The sequence below is a fragment of the Algoriella sp. genome (genome assembly GCF_036647415.1).
Taxonomy (GTDB): Bacteria; Bacteroidota; Bacteroidia; order Flavobacteriales; family Weeksellaceae; genus Empedobacter.
Genome location: NZ_JAVXKG010000028.1, coordinates 24,803 through 47,451, shown reverse-complemented (window position 1 = coordinate 47,451; position 22,649 = coordinate 24,803). Strand labels below are relative to the sequence as shown.

Genomic DNA, 22,649 nt, shown 5'->3' with positions numbered 1-22,649 from the left:
CTATGACGAAGAAATTTTTGGTCCAGTTGTTTGTATTTGGAAAGTTAAAGATGCCGAAGAAGCATTAAAAATTGCAAATGACACGCCTTTTGGTTTAGGTGCATCTATTTATACTAAAAACGTAGAGTTAGCGCAAAAATTGGCGCGTAGAATAGATTCGGGAATGGTTTACGTTAACAAACAAGTATCTTCTAGCCCTGAACTTCCTTTCGGAGGAACAAAACATTCTGGTTACGGAAGAGAACTTTCTAAAGCTGGTATTTTAGAATTTTTAAATAAAAAATTGGTTATGATTGCTAAATAATTTTAGTTCAATTAAAACTAAAAAATAATTTCAATAGAAAAGTGCAACTAATCTAGTTGCACTTTTTTATTGAATAATTTGTCTATTTTGATCCATTTGATCAATTTTGAAAAGAATCAAATCGCGCATAATTTTTGCTCTATTTTTAGCTTCTGTTGCTATTTCTCCTTCAAAACTTTCATCAATAATACCATTCCATAACTCAATCCAACGATCAAAATGATGTGGCATCAATCGCTCTTTTTTGCTCAAATTAAGATGTGTTCTCATTGGCCAACCCTCAAAAGTTGCTTTACCTAATAATACCGTTTCCCAAAACTGAATCATATGTGGTAAATGTTCGGTCCAATTTACCTTTGCAACATCCGAAAAGAAAAATCCAATTACATCGTCTTTTTGTACTTTATCGTAAAACGAATTCACCAATAAAGCTACATCTTCTGAAGTTTCGATATCTTTTTTCATTAAAACAAATTTACAAAGAACTTAATTCAAAAAATCAATGTTTTTAATCACGAAAAAATGCAGTAATTTTACAGACTTAATAAATTAATAGAATTTTGGATAGTAATAGACAACAAAAAGTAAGTAAATTATTTCAAGAAGAATTAGCCGAAGCTTTCAGAAAATGGGGAGTTAAAGAGTTTCCTGGTAATTTGATTAGTGTAACAGAGGTTAAAGTAACGCCAGATTTGGGAGTATCAAAAATCTATGTTAGTATTTTTCCAAATACAAGAAAAGATGAAATTTTTAAAGAAATTAGAGTTAATACTCCATTTTTCAGAGGAATATTATCAAAAAGTGCTTCGAAACAAATGCGTATTACGCCAGAATTAATTTTTATTTTGGATAATTCTTTGGACGAAATTGATAAAATTGACAAAGCTTTGAAAGGAGAAGGAAATAATCCAATCTTGTAATGAAAAACATTTCTCTTTACGTTGCGAAACGCTACATTTTCTCTAAAACCAATACAAATGCAGTAAACATCATTACTTTTATTGCGGTTGGAGCGATTTTGGTAGCGACATCGGCTTTATTTATTATTTTGTCGGTGTTTTCGGGTTTAGAAAAAATGAATCTGAAATATTATAGCAATGTAAATCCTGAGATCAAAATATCACCTGCAAAAGGTAAAGTTTTGGACAATACGACGTTTATCCTAGATGTTTTAAAGCAACAAAAAGACGTAAAAGCTTTTTCTAAAGTTATCGAAGAAAAAGTATATATTGATTATCGCGGAAAGCAAGATATTGCCTATTTAAAAGGTGTTGACGAGAACTTTACAAAAGTTACACGTTTGGACACGGTGATTTATGGTGGACAATATTTAGATTTTAATCGTGATGATAATTTTATCGTTTCTAACGGAATAGCCGAACGTTTACAATTATATATTGACCCTATTACACCTGCAGATTTGATGATGCCAAAATCTGGAACTGGTCTTATAATGCAAGAAAGTGATGCTTTTACGCAAAAAGATGCGTATAGTGTTGGTGTTTTTATGTTGAATGATCAGTATGATAAATATATTTTTACCACTTTAAATTTAGCGCAAGAATTACTTCAATTAAAGGATAATCAATCTTATTCGGTTGAAGTAAAAACAACTGGAAAAAAATCGTTAAATGAGGTTAAAAATGAACTGAAAAAGGCACTTGGTAGTCAGTATAAAATAGAGACTCGTCAAGACTTAGATTCTGCTTTTCTGAAGGTAATGAACATGGAAAATTTGATAAGTTATCTTATTTTTACATTGGTTATTATCATTGCTTGTTTCAATCTGGCAGGAACTATAATTGTTATTATTTTAGATAAAACAAAAGAAATACAAACGATGAAAAGTTTTGGATTAACACGTCAAAACATCCGAAATATATTCTTTTTTACAGGTCTAATTATTACGAGTATTGCTATGTTTACAGGCTTATTAATAGCTTCTGTAATTGGCTTATTACAAATAAATTTTGGTTTGGTAATGGCTTCGGAAACTATTCCATTTCCTTTTTTATTCTCTATAGAAAATTTTATAACTGTTATTTTAACAGTATTAGGACTTGGTGCTTTTGTTTCTTGGCTAATGTCGAGACAAGTAAAGTAATTCTCAATAAAATATATAAAAAAATCTCGAAGAAATTTCTTCGAGTTTTTTTTATATTCCTAATCCCAACGATTCCAACGAATATAAGTTGGTTTAGAAAAATCAAAATCCATCATTTGATAATCTCGGTTATCAATTAAATTCGTTTTTATCATATTATCTCCATTACCTGGAATTGTTGGATAATACGATAATGAAAAACGAATGTTGTTAAACACAAAATAATCATTCGTTAACATTACACCCAAACTAAAACGTGTGTAAACTGGGTTATTATTAAAGATAAATTTCTTGTTATCTCCAATAATTCCAACCATTGTATTAAGAAATGGAGAAATACGAAATCCTAAAAATTTGTAAGGTGTGTAAGATTGTAATTGATATTCAAACATTAATTTCTGCTCTCCTATTAGACTTCTATCCGAACGAAATCCTGCCATTCCTAAATAATCATGTTCATGAAGCGACAATTGATCTGCAGGAGAATCTAAACGATCATGACCTAATAAATAATTCATTTTTGCGAAATTTCTAAAATGCCAACTTCCCCATGTTATCAATTTTGACATATATTGTACTTCTACAGAAAGTGTTTTTTGTTCGAATTTATCTTTATTTAAAAATCCACCAAACTCTGTACTAATTCCCCAAAAACCAGTATTTATAAAACCTCCTATAGATGCCTTTCCTCCTACATAATAGCGATTACTTTGTCTGATATGTTGTTGACCAAAGGTTAATCCAAATGATTTTCCTATTGCAATATCTTCATCTATATCATAATTAAAAATATACTTTGTTTTTACGTAGCGTCGTGACGAAATACCTATTCCGACCATATAATTTGTTTGATCTGAGAAAAAATGAATCGGATCATTTTCTTCTGTTGGTGTTTCTTTATAAGTACGATCATAAAAACGTGCAGAAACTATAAAGTTTGTTATATTCTCTGATCGACGAGCATCAATTCTAAATGCTCGGGCTAACCAATAATCCTGATAATTATATTTAAAATTATTATTCACTAAAATTGGTTTTTGAAAATCTAACGAATCTCTAAAAAAAACTTGACCAACCGATACTCCTCCTGCATAATGTGCCAAAGGAGAATAAAAAGGACGCACAAAACTAATGGACTTTGTATAATGATCGTCTTCGTTTTTAAAATAACGTACATTTCCTTGAATTCTAGATTTCAGAATATTAGGAACTGTATAATTAAATTGATACAACGATTTTCCTGTTTGATAATTATGACGATAACGGTTATCTATTATATGTCCTGTACCAAGAAAATTTCGCTCTCTGACACGCAAACCGATCTTAGAACTAGATGCAGAGCCTGTAACATACATACTCCAAGAATCAATAGAATTAACATATAAATCAATAGAGTCATTGCCAACTGGTTTTCCCACAATTTCTACTCGACGAATAGATCTATTTGTACGAATTAAACGTTCTGACTCAGAAACTTTAACAGAATCATATCGATCACCTGATTTGAAAAGTACATTTTGACGAAGTACAAACGGTTTAGATTTTCCATGTAATGTATTACCAGCACGCTCTATCCACTTTTGTGGTTTTTGTGTTGTATCATTTAATGAATAACCAAAAGGGTCTTGTGTTTTATAATGAATATTTCTAATAATTTTTCCTTCAAAAAGATCTTCTTTTCTATAATTTGGCTGAATAGGAAAGCTATTTTTCTTTTTCTTGAAGAGAATTCGTTCATAAAATTTTCTGAAATCAGAATGCTCTTTCGACTTAATTTTGATTGTATCAATTTTAACACTATCAATTTGAGCATTTAAGGATATTGATGTACTTAAAAAAAAGACACCGAAAAAATATAATATGAAAATTTTAGTTGCTTGCACGCTTCAATTTATAAAAGTCTAACGGCTTTTACAAATCTAGTTTTCCAATAATTTTCATCAAGGGACGAAATCATCACTCCTTTTGAGGTTGAAGAATGGATAAAATTGATTGAACCATTGTTGTTTATACTCTCTACAATTCCTACGTGTGAAATTGAATTGCCTGAAGTATTAAAAAAAATTAAATCTCCAATCTTTACATTTTCGACTTTAATTTCTGATCCATAACCAGCTTGATCACTTGATTTACGTGGTAATTCTAAATTAAGTTCTTTAAAACTTACGTATACCAATCCAGAACAATCAAAACCTGTGTTGGTTGTTCCTCCATACTTATATGGCGTTCCTAAATATGATTTTGCTGTTTTTACAATTTTATTGATATCACGAGAGGCCGTCATATCTGTATTCTTTGAATGATAAACATCCGAAGTATCATTAGATTTTGTATTGTGAGATGAAGTATAAACCTTTTTCGAGCCAACTTTTTTATAAGATGATACTTTGTTACTGCCACAAGAAGTGAACAATAAACCTCCTATCAAAACTGCTGCTGTATAAAAATTTGTCTTCATTTGTTACTCGATTTGAATAGCTCTACACTTTTTAAACGCTTAAAATTACTAAATATTATTTTGCATAATCTCTATTAACAATTGTTTAGCACGCAACAAACGAACTTTAACATTTGGAAGAGTTAAATTCAGTTCTTCTACAATTTCTTTATACGTTTTATCTTCGATGTAACGCAATTCTATAATTTTTTGATAAGGATCCTTCAACTTCGCAATTGCTTTGTTTAGCTTATCATTATCTTGTTTTAGAATCAAGTATTCTTCTGGCGAAGGTTGATCTTCTAAAATCTCTAATAAATTGTTTTCATCATCTAACGAAATATTCAATTTAGGAGATTTTCTGATGTGATCTATCATGGTATTATGAGCGATAGAAATAACCCAAGTTGTAAAATCAAAATCCTCGTTATACAGTTTTAGTTTTGTAAAAACCTTTGTAAACGTTTCTATGGCTACATCTTCTGCTTCTTCTTCGTTTCTTATTTTTCCATAAACATAATTATACACTTTATTCCACAAAAGCTCTATCACTGCGTTCTGAGCATTTCGTTTTCCTTTTTTAGCTTCTAATATTATGTTTTCTAATGTCATTTTATAAATCACTTACTATAAATATAGCAAATTAAAGTATATAAAAAAAGCTTCAATATAACTATTGAAGCTTAAAATCTGTAGACCCACAGGGATTCGAACCCCGACTGACGGCACCAAAAACCGATGTGCTACCGTTACACCATGAGTCTGTCCATGATTTGTTATAAATTGAAAGAAAAAAATTGTAGACCCACAGGGATTCGAACCCCGACTGACGGCACCAAAAACCGATGTGCTACCGTTACACCATGAGTCTGACTAAATTTTTATTTCAATTGCAATAATATCATTTCAGATAAATAGATTTAATAATTACTTATTAAAAATTAAGACTTTTTGTAGACCCACAGGGATTCGAACCCCGACTGACGGCACCAAAAACCGATGTGCTACCGTTACACCATGAGTCTTTGCCTTAATTGCTGTGCAAATATAGAAAGGTTTTTTTATTCTCCAAAACTATTTTTAGAAGTTTTTAGCTAAAACAGACGATTGTTGAGATAATCTATTGAAAATGAATTTTAAAAAAAGATTAATTTTTTCAAAAAAAACAATTAAATCCTCATTCGAGTGATTTCATTCTTAAATTTACGTTTCAAATCTTGTCCACAATCATAAACCATTTGTTCATTTGATGGAAATGCAGCTGGTCTTCTACCCACCATATTCAAATAATCTCTATCCAAAGAACGGCGGTCTCCTTTATAAGTTCCATAAGAATCCGAAAAAATAAACTGACTAACTAAATTCTTTGTTTCTATTGTTTGTTGTTTTTGATTATCTATTAAGAAATATCTTGCCGTAATTGCAGCTTCTTTTATGCGTTGCACTTCTTCAAATCGGCTTTTCACAATAATATTACGATCTACCATTACAACTTTTCCATCTTTATCTTTTACAACTACTCCATTTTGCACCAATTCTTCTTTTCCGTCTACTATTTGTTTTTCAAAATTATGAACTTCAATCTTTTCTCTTTCTGGCGAAATATTGATTGTTTCGAAACTTAATTGAATCACATAATCGTACGAATTATTTAGTTTTCCTGTATAAAATTCTGTCCATTGAGAATCTAATCCGTACGAATTAAAATCAAGCAAATCTTTCTCTAATAATTTTGGAATAATAATTTCGGTATTATTTTGTAATTGAACTAAAACTTGATACATCCCATTAGCACGAGCTGTATCCATCAAGGTTTTGGTGTTTTTAAAATTTGGAAAAATATTTTCTAAAGTCTGAAAACGTTGATAAGCCGTTTGCGCATTCAATTTTCCTCCACGATTTAAAAATGCATTTGCTTCATCATACAAAAAGGTTGCATATTTTGTTTGAATTGAATTGAAAGCTTGGGAATAATCTTTTGTTTTGAACGAATATTTTGTACCATTTACAACTCTTCCTTCTAATCCTTGAATAGATTTTTGGCGATTTTGTAAACCCACAATTATACGGTAAGCTTCTTCATACTTGGAAGAATTACTCAAATTTTCGATTTCTTTTAATCTTGCTTCATCAGATTGTTGTCCTTTATGATATGCTTCATAAATTAATGGTACATATTTTATTCCATTTTTCTCTGAAGGATTTTTGATATAAGCTTGATAAGATTGCTCAAAAGCTTGAGAAAAATTACCAGAAATCAACGCTGTATTTGCTTCTTTATATGTATTGCAACCTACTGATAGTAATAATATAAATGATAAAGTAAGTAGTTTTAGTTTCATTCAAATTGAATTTATATTCTGAAAACAAATAAACAAAAAGAAAGCCAAATAAATTTGGCTTAATTGTTTTATTCTTCAAAAATTATTGAATCATTTCCTAATGATTTTAATCGAACCAAAGATTCAACTCTGATATTTTCATTCAATAAACGATCGCGACCTTCCTGAAAAGATTTTTCGATAATAAATCCCATTCCCAAAAGATTCGCTCCGGCTTGATTTATCAAATCTTTTACGCCTAAAGCTGCATTTCCATTGGCTAAAAAATCATCTATAAAAATAACATTATCATTTTCATTCAAGAATTGACTGCTTACACAAACATCATAAGTTCTATCTTTCGTGAAAGAATATACCTGAGATGTATAAAAATCTGACATTGTTTTTGGTTTGGCTTTCTTTACAAAAACAACAGGTAATTCCAGCTCCAAACCAACCATAATTGCAGGTGCAATTCCGCTGGCTTCTATTGTTACAATTTTGTTGATATTAAGATCCGAAAATCGTTTTACAAATTCTGATGCAATTGCTTTCATCAATATCGGATCCATTTGATGATTGATAAAACTATCTACCTTCAAAATTCCTCCATCAAAACTTTTTCCGTCTTTCAGAATTCTTTCTTTTAAAAGTTCCATTTATCTATTTAGTTTTTAAAGTTTACAAAGAAAAAAGCCAGCACTTAGGCTGACTTTATATATTTTTAGTTTTTATTCCCACTCGATAGTTGCAGGTGGTTTTGACGAAATGTCGTAAGCCACACGGTTAATTCCTTTTACTTCGTTGATAATTCTGTTCGAAACGATTTCTAAGAATTCATAAGGTAATTTAGACCAAGTTGCCGTCATAAAATCTATTGTATTTGCAGATCGTACAACCGCAGTATATTCGTATGTACGCTCATCGCCCATTACTCCTACAGATTTTACTGGTAATAATACTACAAAAGCTTGAGAAACTTCGTCGTATAAATTATGTGCATAAAGCTCATCAATAAAAATCTGATCTGCTTCTTGTAAAATGCGTACTTTTTCTTCGTCTACTTCTCCTAAAACACGGATTCCTAATCCTGGTCCTGGAAATGGATGACGATAAACTAATTCGCGTGGAATACCTAATTCTACTCCAACTTTACGAACTTCGTCTTTGAATAATTCACGCAAAGGCTCTAACAACTGTAATTTCATATCATCTGGTAAACCACCAACGTTATGATGAGATTTGATAGTTGCAGAAGGTCCTTTTACAGATTGAGATTCTATAACATCAGGATAAATAGTTCCTTGTGCTAAAAATGCTGCGTCATCAAATTTCTTCGATTCTTCATCAAAAACAGCAACAAAATCTTTCCCAATCGCTTTACGTTTTGCTTCTGGTTCGTCAATTCCTTTCAAACTTGTTAAGAAACGCTCACCAGCTTCCACCATTTTGATGTTCATGTTGAAGTGTTTTCCGTAATTTTCCATTACTTTTTTTCCTTCATCTTTGCGCAATAAACCTGTATCAACAAAAATACATGTTAATTGATCGCCAATAGCACGATGTATCAAAACCGCAGCCACAGAAGAATCTACACCTCCAGAAAGTCCTAAAATTACTTTTTTATCTCCAACAACTCTTTTTATACGAGCAATTTCAGTTTCGATAAAATCTTTTAAAACCCAATTCTTTTCAGCTTCACAAATACCGAAAACAAAGTTTTCTAACATTGTCGAACCAAATTCTGTATGCGTAACTTCTGGGTGAAATTGTACAGCAAAAATCTTTTTGTCTTCGTTTGCAATTGCCGCAATATCTATATTTGATTTTCCTGAAACAGTAAATCCAGTTGGCGCTGTCATTACTTCATCAAAGTGACTCATCCAAACTGTTGATGTTTCTGGAACACTTGTAAATAAACTATTTTGTGCTAAAACAGTTAATTCTGATTTTCCATATTCACCTTTCTCTCCTTTTTTCACTTCTCCTCCTAATAGATGAGAAATCAACTGCATTCCGTAGCAAATTCCTAAAACAGGAACGCCCATTTCGAACAATTCTTTTTCAACCAAAGCTGCTTCATCTCCGAAAACTGAAGATGGCCCTCCTGATAAAATAATTCCTTTTGGATTGTGTTTTTTGATTTCCTCTATAGAAGTATTGTAGGGAATAATTTCTGTGTAAACTCCAAATTCTCGAATTCGGCGTGCAATTAACTGGTTATATTGCGAGCCAAAATCTAAAATAATAATTCCTTGCGTCATTGTGTTTGTCTTTGTGCAAAATTAAGTGAAATTCGGCTGAATCACAATTTTATTCTAACCAAAATTCATCATGTTTTATTATAGATTTCATTTTTTCTAAACTTTGGATTATTATTAACTTTCTGCTAACTTTATCTTTTAATTTATTGATTAATTTTCCTCTTTTAAAAATTGTATGATGAAAAAAATTATATTTACTGCCATAACAACCTTTATGCTTACTAATATGGCAAATGCTCAAAAAATTATTGCTCACCGCGGTTATTGGGACACAGAAAATAATGCTCAAAACTCTATAAAATCTTTAAAATCTGCACAAGAAATTAATGCTTATGGTTCTGAATTTGATGTTTTGATAAGCGCTGATGATGTATTAGTGGTAAACCATGATGACAACTATTTGGGTTATCATATAGAAACTACAAATTCATCAATTCTCAAAACTTTGAAGCTTCCAAATGGTGAAAACATGCCTACTTTGGAAGATTATTTTGCGCAAGGAAAAAAGAATAAGAATGTAAAATTAATTTTTGAATTGAAACCGCATTCTTCCAAAAAAAATGAAGATCGTGCAGTAAAAAAATCAATCGAAATCATCAAAAAAAATAAAGTTGAAAAGCAAATAGAAATCATCTCTTTTAGTCAAAATATTTGTGATGAATTCAAAAAATTAGCTCCAAAATACCATGTTTCATATTTAGCAGGAGATTTATCGCCAAAAGAAGTGAAAGCAAGAGGTTGGAATGGGATTGATTATCATTATAGTGTTTTTCAGAAAAATCCGACTTGGGTAAAAGAAGCAAAAGAATTAGGCTTATTAGTGAATGTTTGGACTGTAAATGACAAAAAAATTATGCAAGAAATGATTGATTTTGATGTTGATTATATTACGACTGATAAACCTTTGGTTTTGAAAGAAATTCTTTCGAAAAAATAATTTAATGACAAATTCTTTCGAAATCACGGACACTTGTTTAGAATTAGATAAAATTTCTGCTGTTAAAATTAAGTGGAAAGTATAAAAAAAGAGAAGCTTATAAGCTTCTCTTTTTTGTTTTATTCTCCTAAAATCTTCTCCAAATCCTGACTTCCTTGTATATTTCGCATTTGCCTTTCTATATGATTGGCACGTCGGCTAATAAACGGTGAAGGTGGATTCACATTATATTTTCGTGGAAGTGGTAAAGCAGCAGCAATACGAGCCGCTTCGTTCTTAGATAAATCTTTTGCTGGTTTATGGAAATAATATTCGGAAGCAGCTTCTACTCCAAAAACACCAATACCCATTTCTGAAGTATTAAGATACATTTCTAAAATACGTTCTTTACTCCAAATTTTTTCGATCATAAATGTAAAATAAACTTCTAATCCTTTTCTTAACCAAGAACGACCTTGCCATAAAAAGACATTTTTGGCTACTTGTTGCGAAATTGTAGAACCTCCTCTTAATTTTTTTCCTTCTTTATTTTTTTCGATGGCCTCTTGTATTCCCTCCATATCAAAACCATTATGCACAGGAAATTTTTGATCTTCCGAACCAATTACAGCTAATTTTATATTTCGTCCCATTTCATTATACGAAATATAATCTCGGTTGAACTTCCCTTGTTCTACCATTTGTTGAACTTGTGTAATTGTAAAAGGTGGATTAATCCATTTTAAAACAACTATATATAATAGATGCGCTACAAAAAGATAAAGAATTACTTTACGAATAAACTTAAACATTTTATTTCTTTAAATGATGAAAGCAAAGGTATACGATTTATTGAATTTTGAAAATAAAACTATTATCTAATTCTTCCTTCCTCTTCATTTACTTTATTCTCTTTCGAGATTGATTTATTTAGTCGACCAAAATTATATTTAATGCTTAATGATAATTCTTGATAATCTACTAAAAATAGATTTTTAGAGCTAATTTTATCATAATTCAATGTTTCACTAAACTTCATTTGTTTGAATAAATCATTGAAACGGATAGAAAAATCAACGTTTTTATATGATTTTGTCAAACCAAGATTAACCATTATTTGAGAATTTCGTTCATAAATTCCCTCTGTACGTTTGCTTAACCAATAACCGTCAACCATAAAATTGAAATCTTTTCCTAATTTAAAATTATGATTTGAGTATAAATAGATGTACGGAGCAGATTTATTGAATTCAGCTTTTTGATCAATTATTTTACTATAAATCATGGCGAAACTAATTTGTGTTGACCAAAATTTATACTCGAACGGAACATCTAACCCAACAGAAATATTTTTTTCTTTCTCAAAATTCACGGTTGTAAACGTTGAAATATTTCTAACATCATCATAAATTAGTGTGTAATTCATTGGATTTTTGCTTTGATAATATGTTACACTCATATTCCATTTTTTCAATGAATAATTTGCCGAAAACGTGTTAGTGTAAGTAGGTAAAATATCAAAATTCCCGCTATATTCTATATATGGACTTCCGTACAAATTTCCAGAAGAAAGATTACTATAATTCGGTCTATCAATTGTGCGTTTATAGTAAATTGTTAGCGCATTTTTATTATCAAAAGTGTAATTAATTTCTGCGTTCGGAAACCAATCAATGTATTTTTTATCGATGTCCGAAAATTGTTTTATTTCATCAAATCCTTTAGAATTCGTCGTTTCTGTTCTCAATCCCGCTTTGTAATTCAATTTTTCATAATTTTTTGTATACTGTAAATATGCTGCGAGATTCAATTCTTTGAACTTGTAAAAAAATTCTTCTGATGAATTATTTAGAAAAAATGTTTGATTATTTGTTTCTGATTTTGCCTGCGTAAAACGTCCTCCAAATTCAATTTTTTGATCAGATTCAAACTTTTTCTCTACATCAAATTTTCCTGCAAAAACTTTAAGACGATACTTTTGATCACGCGACTGATTGTATTCTAAACCATTGTCATTAATATTATTGTAAAAATCATAGGTTCTTCCTGTATTGTAAATTGTGTATTGAAAACCTGTTAAAATAGTTGCGTTAAGTGACTTAATATTTTTGTTATAATTCATCAAAGTATTGACAAAATTTCGATGATTTTCATTATCATTTAACGTTAAAATAGATTGATTTTTATTATTTTCGGTGTATTCTGTTTTAGTATCAATCAAACCTTTATCTTTTCTAAAATTCGAATTAATAGCGAACGAAAAATAATCTCCCGTTTCATTTAATTCTTGAAAAAAACTTGTATTTACAATAAAATGTGGACGTTTTGTTTGTGATTTGATAAAATAATTGGATTGAATATTTTTATCTTTTACATGATAATCAAAACCATTTCCTTCCCACGGATTTAGCTGATTATAAGATGCATTTATTTTGAATTCGCTTTTATTTTTTCGAATTTGAAAAGTAGAATTGAAGTAATTATTAAATTTTCTTTTGAAGGATAATGTCTCTTGTAAAGTGAATTTTAAACCTTCTTTTTTACTTTTTTTAAGGTTAATTTTTATGACAGATTTTCCATTTGCTTCATATTTAGCAGAAGGATTTTTGATAATCTCAATCGATTTTATGTCCTCAACTGCTAAACTCGAAATGGTAGAAAAATCGACTTGCTGATCGTCCAAATACAACAAAGGATTTCCTTTACCTATAATCGTCAATGTTTCTTGATCTGCGCCCAACATTACGTTTGGTAACTTTGATAATAATTCGTTGGTAGTTGCAATTTTATTAAAATTTGAATTGGCTACATCAATATTATAATTACCATTTTTTGTTTTGAAAGTTTCTTTTTTACCATTTATTACAACTTCATCAATCTGTACAGTTTTATCAATATTTAGGTAGAATATCTTGTTTTCGTTCAAATAAAAAGGTTCTTCTTCTTGAATGTTATTCTCATAAAAAATTGAAATTGAATAGATTTTTGAATCTAAATTCTCAAAGCTAAAATTTGAGTTTTTAATTTCAATTGTTTTGATTTCATTCTGAAATTCATCATACAAAATAACTTTAGCTTGAATTGTTTTTGTCTCATTTTTGGATGAAATATTTCCTGATATCGAATACTTTTCTTGCGCAAATGTGCAAGAGCAAATGAAAATTAGAATTAATTGTAAAAATTTCATAATAAAATTGTGTTGATTATTGTTTTACTTATATTTAATAGAAGTAAAGATTTTTGTTTTAACAATTTTACTTTATTTTTTTTAATGATTTTTATACACTTGGTGTCAAATGATAATTGTTTACAATGTTTTATAAATTAAAGAAATACAACGTATTACGTTTTATGATTTCAGAAAATAAGTTTTTCAATTTTAGTCTTATTATTCTATTCATATTCAGTTCAGTAAATATGTTTGGGAAAACGCAAAATGATAAAGCTGAATTTTTGCGTCAAAAGAATAATGATTTGGTTGAAGAAAATCTTAGAATTATTGATTCTACCATTGCAACAGCTTACCAATTGAATGACAAAGCCGTTTTGAGTGAAGCTTATATCGAAAAAGGAAATTATTTTTTGGACCAACGTAATTACAATAATGCTGTGAAAAATTTTACTATTTCTAAACAACTTTCTACTGAAATAAAAGATGATTTCACCTATTATTTGTCTTTAGTGGGAATTGCAAAAACGAAGGGAAATCTGCATGAAACAAAGGAATCTATAAAGTTGTACGAAGAATCTTTACTTTATTTTGAAAAACATAAACATCAGCCAAAATCATTCAGTATTTACCTTTCTATTCTTGGAAAATTGTCTTATTTGTATAGTAAAACGAATCATCTAAAAAAGAGTGATTTTTATAACAAAATTGAGTTGTCAGAAACTGTTGACACGGCAAATTATCAATATGCTTTAAAGAATAAAGGAATTATAGATTTTTACAAAAAAGATTATAATTCGGCATTTAATACATTGAAAAAAGCACAGAAAACCTTTTGGAAACAAAATGATATCAAATGGTATGTGATTTCTGAACAATTTTTGGGCGAGATTTTATATCAACAAAAAAGAAATAAAGAAGCTATTGCATATTTTGAGAATGTTGTGGAATTCTCTAAACAATATAAAATTCTGGATGAAGAATTGCGACTTTCCTTCGAAAGAGTTGTAGAATATAATGAGAAATATGGGAATAATCGAGATAAATTATTATCTGTAAATAACTTATTGTCTTTTGATAGTTTATTTTATGTGGCAGATAAAACAGTTTTGAAACCTAATGTAGAAAAATACGAAAATACATTTCTGAAAACTGAACGAAATTTACTCAACGAAAAAAATCAAAACTTTAAAAGAACTTCATTTTTAAGTTTGGTAGTCATTCTAATTTTTGGTGGAATTGTTTTTTATAAATTGAATCAAAAACATCAAAAAAAGAAAAATTATTTACAAAAACGTCTTGATGATATTTCATTAAAAGAATTAGATGTTAAGCAAAAAAATAAATTGACTAACTCGAAAGTTGATGTCATATTTGATGAAGATTTCGAACAAAGTTTACAGTTATTTGAACAACAAAAATTATTTCTAAATCCGAAATTTTCATTGAATGATTTGGTTATCGAATTGAATGCTAATCGAACAATTGTTTCAAATTATATTAATCGTTCGAGATCAAAAAACTTCAATCAATACATTAATGAATTAAGAATAAATCACATATTAAATCGGTTTGTAGATGAACCTAATCTCAAAAAATACACAATTGATGCCTTGGCAGAAGAAACAGGTTTCAATTCGAGAAAGACTTTCTCTGATGCATTTTTAGAACATTCAGGTTTTCGACCATCTCAATATTTACGAAATATGCCTGAATAAAAAAAAGCATTTCAAATCTGAAATGCTTTTCTATTATTTATTTTATCGAAAAAGATTAGTTTTTCAATAATGCTCTTTGTCTTATTTCTACCAATACATCATCAGCAGCTCTATTAACATAGCTACCAACTTCTACAACTGGGTATAATTGGTCGTAAGCCATAACTTTTGTATTGTCTATACGAAGATTAACGTGCGCTCTGTTAAAATCACGGTGAGATTTTACTCCTGTTGCCGAAATTAATTCAGATAAAATATGCATTGTCTTTTTATGAAAATTGTACATACGTACAGATTTATCATCAACATCAAGACCTTTCATCAAGTCACGATCCTGAGTTGCAACACCAACCGGACAAGTATTTGTGTTACATTGTAAAGCTTGTATACAACCTACAGCCATCATCATAGCACGAGCTGAATATACCAAATCTGCTCCAATCGCCATAACACGTGCAATATGGAAAGATGAAATAATTTTACCAGATGCAACTACACGGATATCTTTTTTCAAATCATAACCACGTAATGTATCTACTGCAAAAGCTAAACCATCTAATAATGGCATTCCCAATGAATTTGAAAATTCTACAGGCGCAGCTCCAGTTCCACCTTCACCACCGTCGATTGCAATATAATCTGGTTTGATACCAGTTTTTATCATTGCTTCACAAATTTCTATAAACTCACGTTTGATACCGATACATAATTTGAAACCAATCGGTTTTCCACCAGATAATTCTCTCAATTGTTTGATGAAATGTAACATTCCTTCTGCATCAGAAAAAGCAGAGTGAGAAGGAGGTGAATCTACAGTTGTATATGGTTCTACTGCACGAATTTTTGCAATTTCGGGCGTATTTTTATTTGCTGGTAAAATTCCTCCGTGACCTGGTTTTGCCCCTTGAGAAATTTTTAACTCAATCATTTTTACATTTGGTAAACTTGCACGTTCTACATATTTATCTGGATCAAAACCACCATCAGCAGCGCGACATCCAAAATATCCTGTTCCAATTTGCCAAATTAAATCTCCACCTGGCTCTAAGTGATAAGGAGAAATTCCTCCTTCACCTGTATTGTGTGCAAAATTTCCCATTTTAGCACCTCTATTCATTGCCAAAACAGCATTTTCACTTAATGACCCGAAAGACATTGCAGAAATATTCAATAAACTTGCTAAATAAGGTTGTTTACATTCGCTACCACCAACTTTTACACGAGGATCATCAGCATGTTTGATTTTTCCTGCGTACATCGAGTGATTCAACCATTCGTAACCAGGTTGGTAAACGTCTAACTGTGTTCCAAAAGGTACTGTATCTATTACATTTTTTGCACGACGATAAACCATGCTACGCATCAAACGGTCAATTGGTTTACCTTCTGTATCCGTTTCTACAAAATATTGCATAATTTCTGGACGAATACTTTCTAACAAATAACGACCATGTCCTACAACAGGGAAATTTCTTCTAATTGCATGTTTTGTTTGCGTCATATCCGCAATACCTAATCCAATTATAGGAAGAACTATAATTAATGACCATAAAATACCTGGCCAATAATAAGCAATTACACCTATTGCAACAAGGGTAATAATAGATCCTACTACGAAAAGTTGTCTTACTTTCATAAGTAAAAATTTAAATGATTTTGATTAAAAAATTTGGTTTCAAATATATCTAAAAAAAACTTGGTTACAGCCTTTTATTCCGAAATAATTTCGCTAAAAATACAGAATTCAAACGTTAGAGTTATTCTCTAATTTTAGATTAACTAACTTTTGTCTAATGTCGTGAAATAAAATGAAAAATTCTTCGGATTTCTTTAAAAGATGTTCAACATTTTAACATTTAATCTAATTGATTATTCTTTATAAACTCGTGTCAAATCCAATATTTTAATTGGTCCCATCGTAAAATTCTTTACTTTTTTATTCAAAAATAACGTTGTTTGATCGTAGAATAATGGAATAATTGGAGCGTTTTGCATCATCAAAGCATCCATTTTTTGATACATTTTGGCACGTTCGTCTGGATTATTGATTAAAAATGATTGTTCATACATTTTATCAAACTCCGCATTTTTGTAATGTGAGTAGTTCGGACCTTCTGGCGCAAAGTTTTTACTATAATATAAGGATAAAAAGTTTTCTGCATCTGGATAATCTGCTCCCCAATTGGCACGAAACAGTGTAAACTTACCTGTTGATTTTCCATCACGCATTGTTGGTCCAGGAACTACATTTACAATTATTGGTAAACCTAATTTAGCCATTTCAGCAGCAATATATTCGCAAACATCTACATATTCTTGCACAGTTGTTACTTCAATTGGTGTAATTTTTCCGTTCGATTTTTTATAGCTATTGATTAATTCGCGTGCTTTATCAGAATTAAATTTATAACCACTTTCTGCCGAATAACCTGGTAAGCCTTTCGGAATAAAACCTCCATCAGCAGAAAAAGCTTGTCCTTTCATCATATATTTTATGATTTTATCTTTGTTGATTCCGTAATTTAACGCTTGGCGCAAACGAATATCAATGGCATTTGGCGCATCAAGGTAGAAACATAAATAAACGGTACTTAGATAAGGAACTTTTTCGATTTTTAGAATATCAGAATATTTAGGATTCAAATCGCCAATCGGATTCAGGATTTCATCTTTGTATGAAGGGTCTAAATCGGCCATCATATCAAGATTTCCTTTGATTAATTCTAAAAACTCTGAATTTTTTTCTGGTAAAAAAGTGATATTAACCGCTTCCAAATAAGGTAAACGTTGATTTTTTTCGTCAAATTCAAAATATTTTGGATTCTTTCTGAAAACTATTTTTACATTATCTTCCCAAATCTTGAATTGAAAAGGTCCAGTTCCGATTGGATTTTTCAGAAATTCTTCATTTCCATTTTTGAATAATTCTTTTGGAACTACAGAAGCATATTTCATCGAAATTAAACCTAAAAATGCAGGATAAGCTTCTTTCAATTTAATCTCAAAAATAGTATCATTTATAGCTTTGTACGAATTAATATTATTCAAAATCCAACCACCAGAACCACCAGCATTTGGATCTTTAAGACGATTAAAACTAAATTCAAAATCTGCCGCGTTTACAATTCGAGTAGAATCTTTGCCAAAAGCTTCGTGTTTATGAAAATAAACATCTTTTCTTAACGTAAATAAATACGTTTTTCCATCAGGAGAAATTGTCCATGATTTTGCAATATCGGGCTGAATTTCTAACTCATTATCAATCTTAACTAAACTATTGTACATCAAATTACACGCCCAAATATTTGCTTGTATACGTGCATTAATAGGATCTAACGAAGAAATGTTATCGTAACGATTTAGTTTAAATACTTTGTTTTCATCAACTTCTATTTTCTTAGAACACGAAAAAGCAGAAACGATTAAGAGTATGTATATAAAGTATTTAGTCATTTTTAAAAGCTGATTTATTTATAGTTCAAAACTATGGATAATTTATTAAATTTGCAGCTATGAATAATCAAACTAAAACAGTTGCATTTCATACTTTGGGATGTAAACTTAATTTTTCTGAAACTTCGACGATCGCAAGAAACTTGAAAGATAATGGATATAAGAAGGTTGAGTTTACAGATCCTGCGAATGTGTATGTTATAAATACGTGTTCGGTAACCGCAAATGCAGACAAAGAGTGCAAAACAATTGTAAAAAATGCGATGAAAGCAAATCCAGAAGGTTTTGTTGTCGTAGTTGGTTGTTATGCGCAATTGAAACCGCAAGAAATTGCGGAAATGGAAGGTGTAGATTTAGTTTTAGGTGCAGCAGAAAAATTTAATATTGCAGAATATTTATACGATATCAATAAAAAAGAAGAAACAATCGTACATTCTTGCGAGATAGAAGAGGCCGATTTTTATGTTGGTTCTTACTCTATTGGTGATCGTACACGTGCTTTTTTGAAAGTGCAAGATGGTTGCGATTACAAATGTACATATTGTACAATTCCTTTGGCACGCGGAATTTCTCGTTCTGATACAGTAGAAAATGTAATCAAAAATGCGAATGAAATTACTCAAAAAGGAATCAAAGAAATTGTATTAACTGGTGTAAATATTGGTGATTACGGAAAAGGTGAATTCGGAAATAAAAAACACGAACATACTTTTCTTGAATTAGTAAAAGAATTGGATCAAGTAGAATCTATAGAAAGAATTAGAATTTCTTCTATTGAACCTAATTTATTGAAGAATGAAACAATTGATTTCGTATCAAAAAGTAAACGTTTCGTTCCTCACTTCCACATTCCATTGCAATCTGGTAACGATGAAATTTTAAAGAAAATGAAACGTCGTTATTTGTCTAATCTTTATTTAGATCGTGTTACAAAAATTCGCGAAGTAATGCCAAATGCCTGTATTGGAGTAGATGTGATTGTTGGTTTTCCTGGAGAAACAGAAGAATTGTTTATGGAAACGTATAATTTCATCAACGAATTACCAATTAGCTATTTACATGTATTTACATATTCGGAAAGAGATAATACAGAAGCTGTAGATTTTGACGGAATTGTAGATCAAGGAGAGCGTAAGCGTCGTAATAAAATGTTGCGAATTTTATCAGAGAAAAAACGTCAAGCATTTTATCAATCTCAATTAGGAACAACGCAAAAAGTATTGTGGGAACATGATAATAAAGATGGAAAAATGTTCGGTTTTACACAGAATTATGTAAAAGTACAAACAGAATATAATCCAGATTTAGTGAATGAAACACAATTAGTCGATTTGTTTAGAATTAATCATAACGGAATTGTAGAGGTTAAAATTCATCAATTAGAATTAGCAAAATAATATATAAATAATACTTAAAAAAAGCCCAATTATATTGGGTTTCTTTTTTTTGAACTAACTTTACATTTAGGAATAATATTTGTAGATTTAATTAAAAAAAATAATAGTCATGAAAATCGTACATTTTACTTTTATAGTTTTACTGTCCTTATTTGTAACAAGCTGTAGTACAGTACAAGTAAGCACAGATTATGATAGATCAGCTAATTTTTCAACTTATAAGACATATTCATATCACGAAAAGGGTTTGGATAAATTAAAAGTGAATGATTTGGATAAAAGACGACTTTTAACTGCAATTGACACACAAATGGCAGCAAAAGGTTTTACAAAGGTATCTTCGGATGCAGATTTAGTTGTTAATGTATTAACAAGCACGAAAGAAAAAATTTCTGTATCTAATAATAATTGGGGCTATGGTCCTTATGGTTATTACGGTGGTTTTTATGGTGGAACAAATGTTTCTCAATATCAAGCCGGAACAATTGTAATTGATATAATTGACGATAAAAAGAATGTTTTGGTTTGGCAAGGTGTTGGTGCTGATCTGAATTTGAGTAATATTAGTGCAAAAGCAGAAAGAATACCAAAAGCTGTGGAAGAAATTTTAGCTAAATTTCCACCACAACCGAAAAAATAAATAACATAATAAACATATAAGAGCTCTTCTAATTGAAGAGCTTTTTTACGGAATGAAATTTGTATTAAAAAAATCTTTAATTTTGTTAAAGAAAATACAACAACTTATGAAAAATTTAAAAACCAATCTACTTAGCTTATTCTTATTAAGTATGTCTACTTTATCTTTTGCACAAATAGAATTTGGTGTAAAAGGAGGTGTCGGTCTTAGTAATACAACTGTTGTTCATGGGGTTTCTAAAGAACGTTTTGGTTTCCTTGCAGGTGCAGTAGCCAAATATCAATTGACAACAAAAAACGAAAATCATTATTTACAAGTAGAAGTTTTATACTCTACTCAAGGAGAATATTCTTTATATAAAGAAGGAGGAGAAAAATATAAAGCCTTTTTAGATTATGTTAATATTCCGATTATGTACAAATATTATTTTGATGATCAAGGAAAAGACTTTTTCTTAGAAGGAGGTCCACAACTTGGTTTTAAAGTTTCAGAAAAATTTGACGAAGGAGAACCAGAGAGTGAAAATAATATTCCAAAATCATTCGATTTAGCATTAAATATTGGTGGTGGTTATTCTATCGATCGTAAAATTGAATTTAATTTACGCTATCAATATGGTTTAATTGATACGTATGATTTCAATCGTTGGGACAACGGAAACAACCGTTCATCGTTCCTTACACTAGGAGTTACTTATTATTTCAAATAAATTTAAAACCGCTGAAAAGCGGTTTTTTTTATTATCTTGTTTAAAATTTTTGAGTATGAATTTTAAACAACTATTATTTTTTGTTACTTTTCTTTTTTCCGTAAACCTATTTTCTCAAAATATTATAAAAGGAAATGTTGTCAACGAAAATTCTAAACCGATAGCGAATACCTCAATTTACGTAGATGGTTCTACAATACAAACGAAAACAAATGAAAATGGTGAATTTGAATTGAATCTTCCTAACGGACAATATAATATCATCGCAAGAGCTGAAATGTACGAGAATTATATTTTGAGCATTAATACAAATCAAAAACAACACTACAAAATAGTTTTAGATCCAGAAATAATTGCTTTACAAGAAGCAACTGTACAAGAAATGTCCAAAGATGATTGGGAATATTATTATCAAACTTTTGTCGGTTTATTTTTAGGATCTAATGAGGCAGCAAAAAAAACTAAGATAGAAAATCCAAAAGATTTACGATTCAATTACAATAAACAAACCAGAGAATTAAAAGCAACTTCTCGTAATCCGTTAATCATTACCAATAATTATTTAGGTTATAAAATAGAGTATGATTTGGTTGATTTTAATCTTAATTATCAAACAAATTATGTTTTAACATTGGGTACTGCTTTATTTACAAAACTTAATGCTAATTCTAGTAAAACCAAAAAATGGGAAGAAAACAGAAAAACATCTTATTTAGGAAGTGTTACTCATTTTATGAAATCTATTTATGATGAAAAACTAGAAGAAAACGGATATGATGTAAAGCGATTAATAAGAAAAGAGAATCCTGCTTATCAAAAGTTTAAAGATGAAATGTTAATCGGCGGAAAAATTTCTGGAAATGTTCCTCCTAAAATAATCACTTATCTTATTAACCAAAAAGTACCTTATGATAGTCTAAAAATAATAGATGGAAAAAATCAATTTCTTCATTTTAAAGGTTTATTTTCTGTTGAATATAAAAAAGAAAAAGAGGATATTCTTTATTCAAAACAAAATGGCTCTAACTATACTTCAAATCAATTATCTATTTTTGCTCTAAAAAGTGATTTGTTAAAGATTGAAGAAAATGGTTCGTATTATCATCCTGGAGATTTGGTTGTAGAAGGTTACTGGAGTTGGGAAAAAATAGCAAATATGGTTCCGATAGATTATAAAATAGAATAAAAAAGTCGCTCAATGAACGACTTTTTTATTA

The 22,649-nt window shown here is 29.8% G+C and carries 20 protein-coding genes and 3 tRNA genes; 9 read left to right on the top strand and 14 right to left on the bottom strand.

Going from position 1 to position 22,649, the window contains the following annotated elements; genetic code table 11:
• Nucleotides 1-304, top strand: a 304-nt coding sequence (locus RSC72_RS11895) for an aldehyde dehydrogenase family protein (RefSeq protein ID WP_332578519.1), incomplete at its 5' end; no start/stop codon positions are given.
• Between the two features lie 66 nt (nt 305-370).
• Here RSC72_RS11895 and RSC72_RS11890 read toward each other — a convergent pair.
• Nucleotides 371-769 (bottom strand): group III truncated hemoglobin, encoded by a 399-nt coding sequence (locus RSC72_RS11890; protein WP_332565896.1) that lies wholly within the window; start codon nt 767-769, stop codon nt 371-373.
• A 95-nt stretch (nt 770-864) separates the two neighbouring features.
• Between RSC72_RS11890 and rbfA the strand changes: the two genes are divergently transcribed.
• Nucleotides 865-1,224, top strand: coding sequence for a 30S ribosome-binding factor RbfA (gene rbfA / locus RSC72_RS11885; RefSeq protein ID WP_332545219.1), 360 nt, complete (start codon nt 865-867; stop codon nt 1,222-1,224).
• A complete protein-coding gene (locus RSC72_RS11880) occupies nt 1,224-2,408 on the top strand; it encodes an ABC transporter permease (RefSeq protein ID WP_332545217.1) in 1,185 nt (394 codons plus the stop codon). The genes rbfA and RSC72_RS11880 overlap by 1 nt, the downstream gene beginning before the upstream one ends.
• A gap of 59 nt (nt 2,409-2,467) precedes the next feature.
• On the opposite strand, the gene RSC72_RS11875 is transcribed toward RSC72_RS11880, so the two are convergent.
• The 9 genes from RSC72_RS11875 to guaA form a co-directional block, all read right to left on the bottom strand.
• Nucleotides 2,468-4,291, bottom strand: a complete 1,824-nt coding sequence (locus RSC72_RS11875) for a hypothetical protein (RefSeq protein ID WP_332545215.1) — start codon at nt 4,289-4,291, stop codon at nt 2,468-2,470.
• An 8-nt stretch (nt 4,292-4,299) separates the two neighbouring features.
• Nucleotides 4,300-4,866: a C40 family peptidase gene (locus RSC72_RS11870; RefSeq protein WP_332545213.1), complete on the bottom strand. Its 567-nt coding sequence runs from the start codon at nt 4,864-4,866 to the stop codon at nt 4,300-4,302.
• Between the two features lie 48 nt (nt 4,867-4,914).
• Nucleotides 4,915-5,457 carry an RNA polymerase sigma factor gene (locus RSC72_RS11865; RefSeq protein WP_332545211.1) on the bottom strand — a complete coding sequence of 181 codons (543 nt, stop codon included), beginning with the start codon at nt 5,455-5,457 and terminating at the stop codon, nt 4,915-4,917.
• A gap of 81 nt (nt 5,458-5,538) precedes the next feature.
• Nucleotides 5,539-5,609 (bottom strand) — tRNA-Gln (locus RSC72_RS11860).
• Between the two features lie 36 nt (nt 5,610-5,645).
• Nucleotides 5,646-5,716, bottom strand: a tRNA-Gln gene (locus RSC72_RS11855).
• An 83-nt stretch (nt 5,717-5,799) separates the two neighbouring features.
• Nucleotides 5,800-5,870: transfer RNA gene (locus RSC72_RS11850), tRNA-Gln, on the bottom strand.
• A 144-nt stretch (nt 5,871-6,014) separates the two neighbouring features.
• Nucleotides 6,015-7,187: a hypothetical protein gene (locus RSC72_RS11845; RefSeq protein WP_332545210.1), complete on the bottom strand. Its 1,173-nt coding sequence runs from the start codon at nt 7,185-7,187 to the stop codon at nt 6,015-6,017.
• Nucleotides 7,188-7,255: 68 nt separating this feature from the next.
• Nucleotides 7,256-7,825, bottom strand: coding sequence for a xanthine phosphoribosyltransferase (xpt, locus tag RSC72_RS11840; RefSeq protein WP_332545208.1), 570 nt, complete (start codon nt 7,823-7,825; stop codon nt 7,256-7,258).
• Nucleotides 7,826-7,897: 72 nt separating this feature from the next.
• Nucleotides 7,898-9,430 (bottom strand): glutamine-hydrolyzing GMP synthase, encoded by a 1,533-nt coding sequence (gene guaA, locus RSC72_RS11835; protein WP_332545206.1) that lies wholly within the window; start codon nt 9,428-9,430, stop codon nt 7,898-7,900.
• Nucleotides 9,431-9,608: 178 nt separating this feature from the next.
• Between guaA and RSC72_RS11830 the strand changes: the two genes are divergently transcribed.
• The gene (locus tag RSC72_RS11830; protein ID WP_332545204.1) at nt 9,609-10,367 is read left to right on the top strand and encodes a glycerophosphodiester phosphodiesterase family protein; all 759 of its coding nucleotides are present in this window, start codon (nt 9,609-9,611) and stop codon (nt 10,365-10,367) included.
• A 119-nt stretch (nt 10,368-10,486) separates the two neighbouring features.
• Here the strand turns inward: RSC72_RS11830 and mtgA are convergent, their stop codons facing one another.
• Together mtgA and RSC72_RS11820 are read right to left on the bottom strand one after the other, a co-directional pair.
• Entirely contained in the window at nt 10,487-11,158 is a 672-nt protein-coding gene (gene mtgA, locus RSC72_RS11825) for a monofunctional biosynthetic peptidoglycan transglycosylase (protein ID WP_332545202.1), read from the bottom strand.
• A 62-nt stretch (nt 11,159-11,220) separates the two neighbouring features.
• Nucleotides 11,221-13,533 (bottom strand): outer membrane beta-barrel family protein, encoded by a 2,313-nt coding sequence (locus RSC72_RS11820; protein WP_332565897.1) that lies wholly within the window; start codon nt 13,531-13,533, stop codon nt 11,221-11,223.
• A gap of 230 nt (nt 13,534-13,763) precedes the next feature.
• Between RSC72_RS11820 and RSC72_RS11815 the strand changes: the two genes are divergently transcribed.
• A complete protein-coding gene (locus tag RSC72_RS11815; RefSeq protein ID WP_332578518.1) occupies nt 13,764-15,233 on the top strand; it encodes a helix-turn-helix domain-containing protein in 1,470 nt (489 codons plus the stop codon).
• 55 nt (nt 15,234-15,288) lie between these two features.
• On the opposite strand, the gene RSC72_RS11810 is transcribed toward RSC72_RS11815, so the two are convergent.
• Nucleotides 15,289-16,869, bottom strand: coding sequence for an FMN-binding glutamate synthase family protein (locus tag RSC72_RS11810; protein ID WP_332565898.1), 1,581 nt, complete (start codon nt 16,867-16,869; stop codon nt 15,289-15,291).
• Nucleotides 16,870-17,102: 233 nt separating this feature from the next.
• Entirely contained in the window at nt 17,103-18,686 is a 1,584-nt protein-coding gene (locus RSC72_RS11805; protein ID WP_332545195.1) for an ABC transporter substrate-binding protein, read from the bottom strand.
• A gap of 59 nt (nt 18,687-18,745) precedes the next feature.
• Here RSC72_RS11805 and mtaB point away from each other — a divergent pair, with 59 nt between their 5' ends.
• The 4 genes from mtaB (at nt 18,746) to RSC72_RS11785 (ending at nt 22,618) form a co-directional block, all read left to right on the top strand.
• Complete coding sequence (gene mtaB / locus RSC72_RS11800) at nt 18,746-20,083, top strand: tRNA (N(6)-L-threonylcarbamoyladenosine(37)-C(2))-methylthiotransferase MtaB (protein WP_332545193.1); 1,338 nt, start codon at nt 18,746-18,748, stop codon at nt 20,081-20,083.
• Nucleotides 20,084-20,192: 109 nt separating this feature from the next.
• Nucleotides 20,193-20,723 (top strand): DUF4136 domain-containing protein, encoded by a 531-nt coding sequence (locus RSC72_RS11795; RefSeq protein WP_332545191.1) that lies wholly within the window; start codon nt 20,193-20,195, stop codon nt 20,721-20,723.
• 106 nt (nt 20,724-20,829) lie between these two features.
• A complete protein-coding gene (locus tag RSC72_RS11790; RefSeq protein WP_332565900.1) occupies nt 20,830-21,432 on the top strand; it encodes a porin family protein in 603 nt (200 codons plus the stop codon).
• Between the two features lie 55 nt (nt 21,433-21,487).
• Nucleotides 21,488-22,618 (top strand): carboxypeptidase-like regulatory domain-containing protein, encoded by a 1,131-nt coding sequence (locus tag RSC72_RS11785; protein ID WP_332544304.1) that lies wholly within the window; start codon nt 21,488-21,490, stop codon nt 22,616-22,618.
• Nucleotides 22,619-22,649 lie beyond the last annotated feature (31 nt).

Excerpts from the sequence above, each read along its gene's own strand:
- RSC72_RS11890 (WP_332565896.1), bottom strand. The coding sequence starts at position 769 with ATGAAAAAAGATATCGAAACTTCAGAAGATGTAGCTTTATTGGTGAAT.
- RSC72_RS11880 (WP_332545217.1), top strand. The coding sequence starts at position 1,224 with ATGAAAAACATTTCTCTTTACGTTGCGAAACGCTACATTTTCTCTAAA.
- RSC72_RS11870 (WP_332545213.1), bottom strand. The coding sequence starts at position 4,866 with ATGAAGACAAATTTTTATACAGCAGCAGTTTTGATAGGAGGTTTATTG.
- RSC72_RS11865 (WP_332545211.1), bottom strand. The coding sequence starts at position 5,457 with ATGACATTAGAAAACATAATATTAGAAGCTAAAAAAGGAAAACGAAAT.
- RSC72_RS11845 (WP_332545210.1), bottom strand. The coding sequence starts at position 7,187 with ATGAAACTAAAACTACTTACTTTATCATTTATATTATTACTATCAGTA.
- xpt (WP_332545208.1), bottom strand. The coding sequence starts at position 7,825 with ATGGAACTTTTAAAAGAAAGAATTCTGAAAGACGGAAAAAGTTTTGAT.
- guaA (WP_332545206.1), bottom strand. The coding sequence starts at position 9,430 with ATGACGCAAGGAATTATTATTTTAGATTTTGGCTCGCAATATAACCAG.
- RSC72_RS11830 (WP_332545204.1), top strand. The coding sequence starts at position 9,609 with ATGAAAAAAATTATATTTACTGCCATAACAACCTTTATGCTTACTAAT.
- mtgA (WP_332545202.1), bottom strand. The coding sequence starts at position 11,158 with ATGTTTAAGTTTATTCGTAAAGTAATTCTTTATCTTTTTGTAGCGCAT.
- RSC72_RS11820 (WP_332565897.1), bottom strand. The coding sequence starts at position 13,533 with ATGAAATTTTTACAATTAATTCTAATTTTCATTTGCTCTTGCACATTT.
- RSC72_RS11815 (WP_332578518.1), top strand. The coding sequence starts at position 13,764 with ATGTTTGGGAAAACGCAAAATGATAAAGCTGAATTTTTGCGTCAAAAG.
- RSC72_RS11810 (WP_332565898.1), bottom strand. The coding sequence starts at position 16,869 with ATGAAAGTAAGACAACTTTTCGTAGTAGGATCTATTATTACCCTTGTT.
- RSC72_RS11805 (WP_332545195.1), bottom strand. The coding sequence starts at position 18,686 with ATGACTAAATACTTTATATACATACTCTTAATCGTTTCTGCTTTTTCG.
- mtaB (WP_332545193.1), top strand. The coding sequence starts at position 18,746 with ATGAATAATCAAACTAAAACAGTTGCATTTCATACTTTGGGATGTAAA.
- RSC72_RS11795 (WP_332545191.1), top strand. The coding sequence starts at position 20,193 with ATGAAAATCGTACATTTTACTTTTATAGTTTTACTGTCCTTATTTGTA.
- RSC72_RS11790 (WP_332565900.1), top strand. The coding sequence starts at position 20,830 with ATGAAAAATTTAAAAACCAATCTACTTAGCTTATTCTTATTAAGTATG.
- RSC72_RS11785 (WP_332544304.1), top strand. The coding sequence starts at position 21,488 with ATGAATTTTAAACAACTATTATTTTTTGTTACTTTTCTTTTTTCCGTA.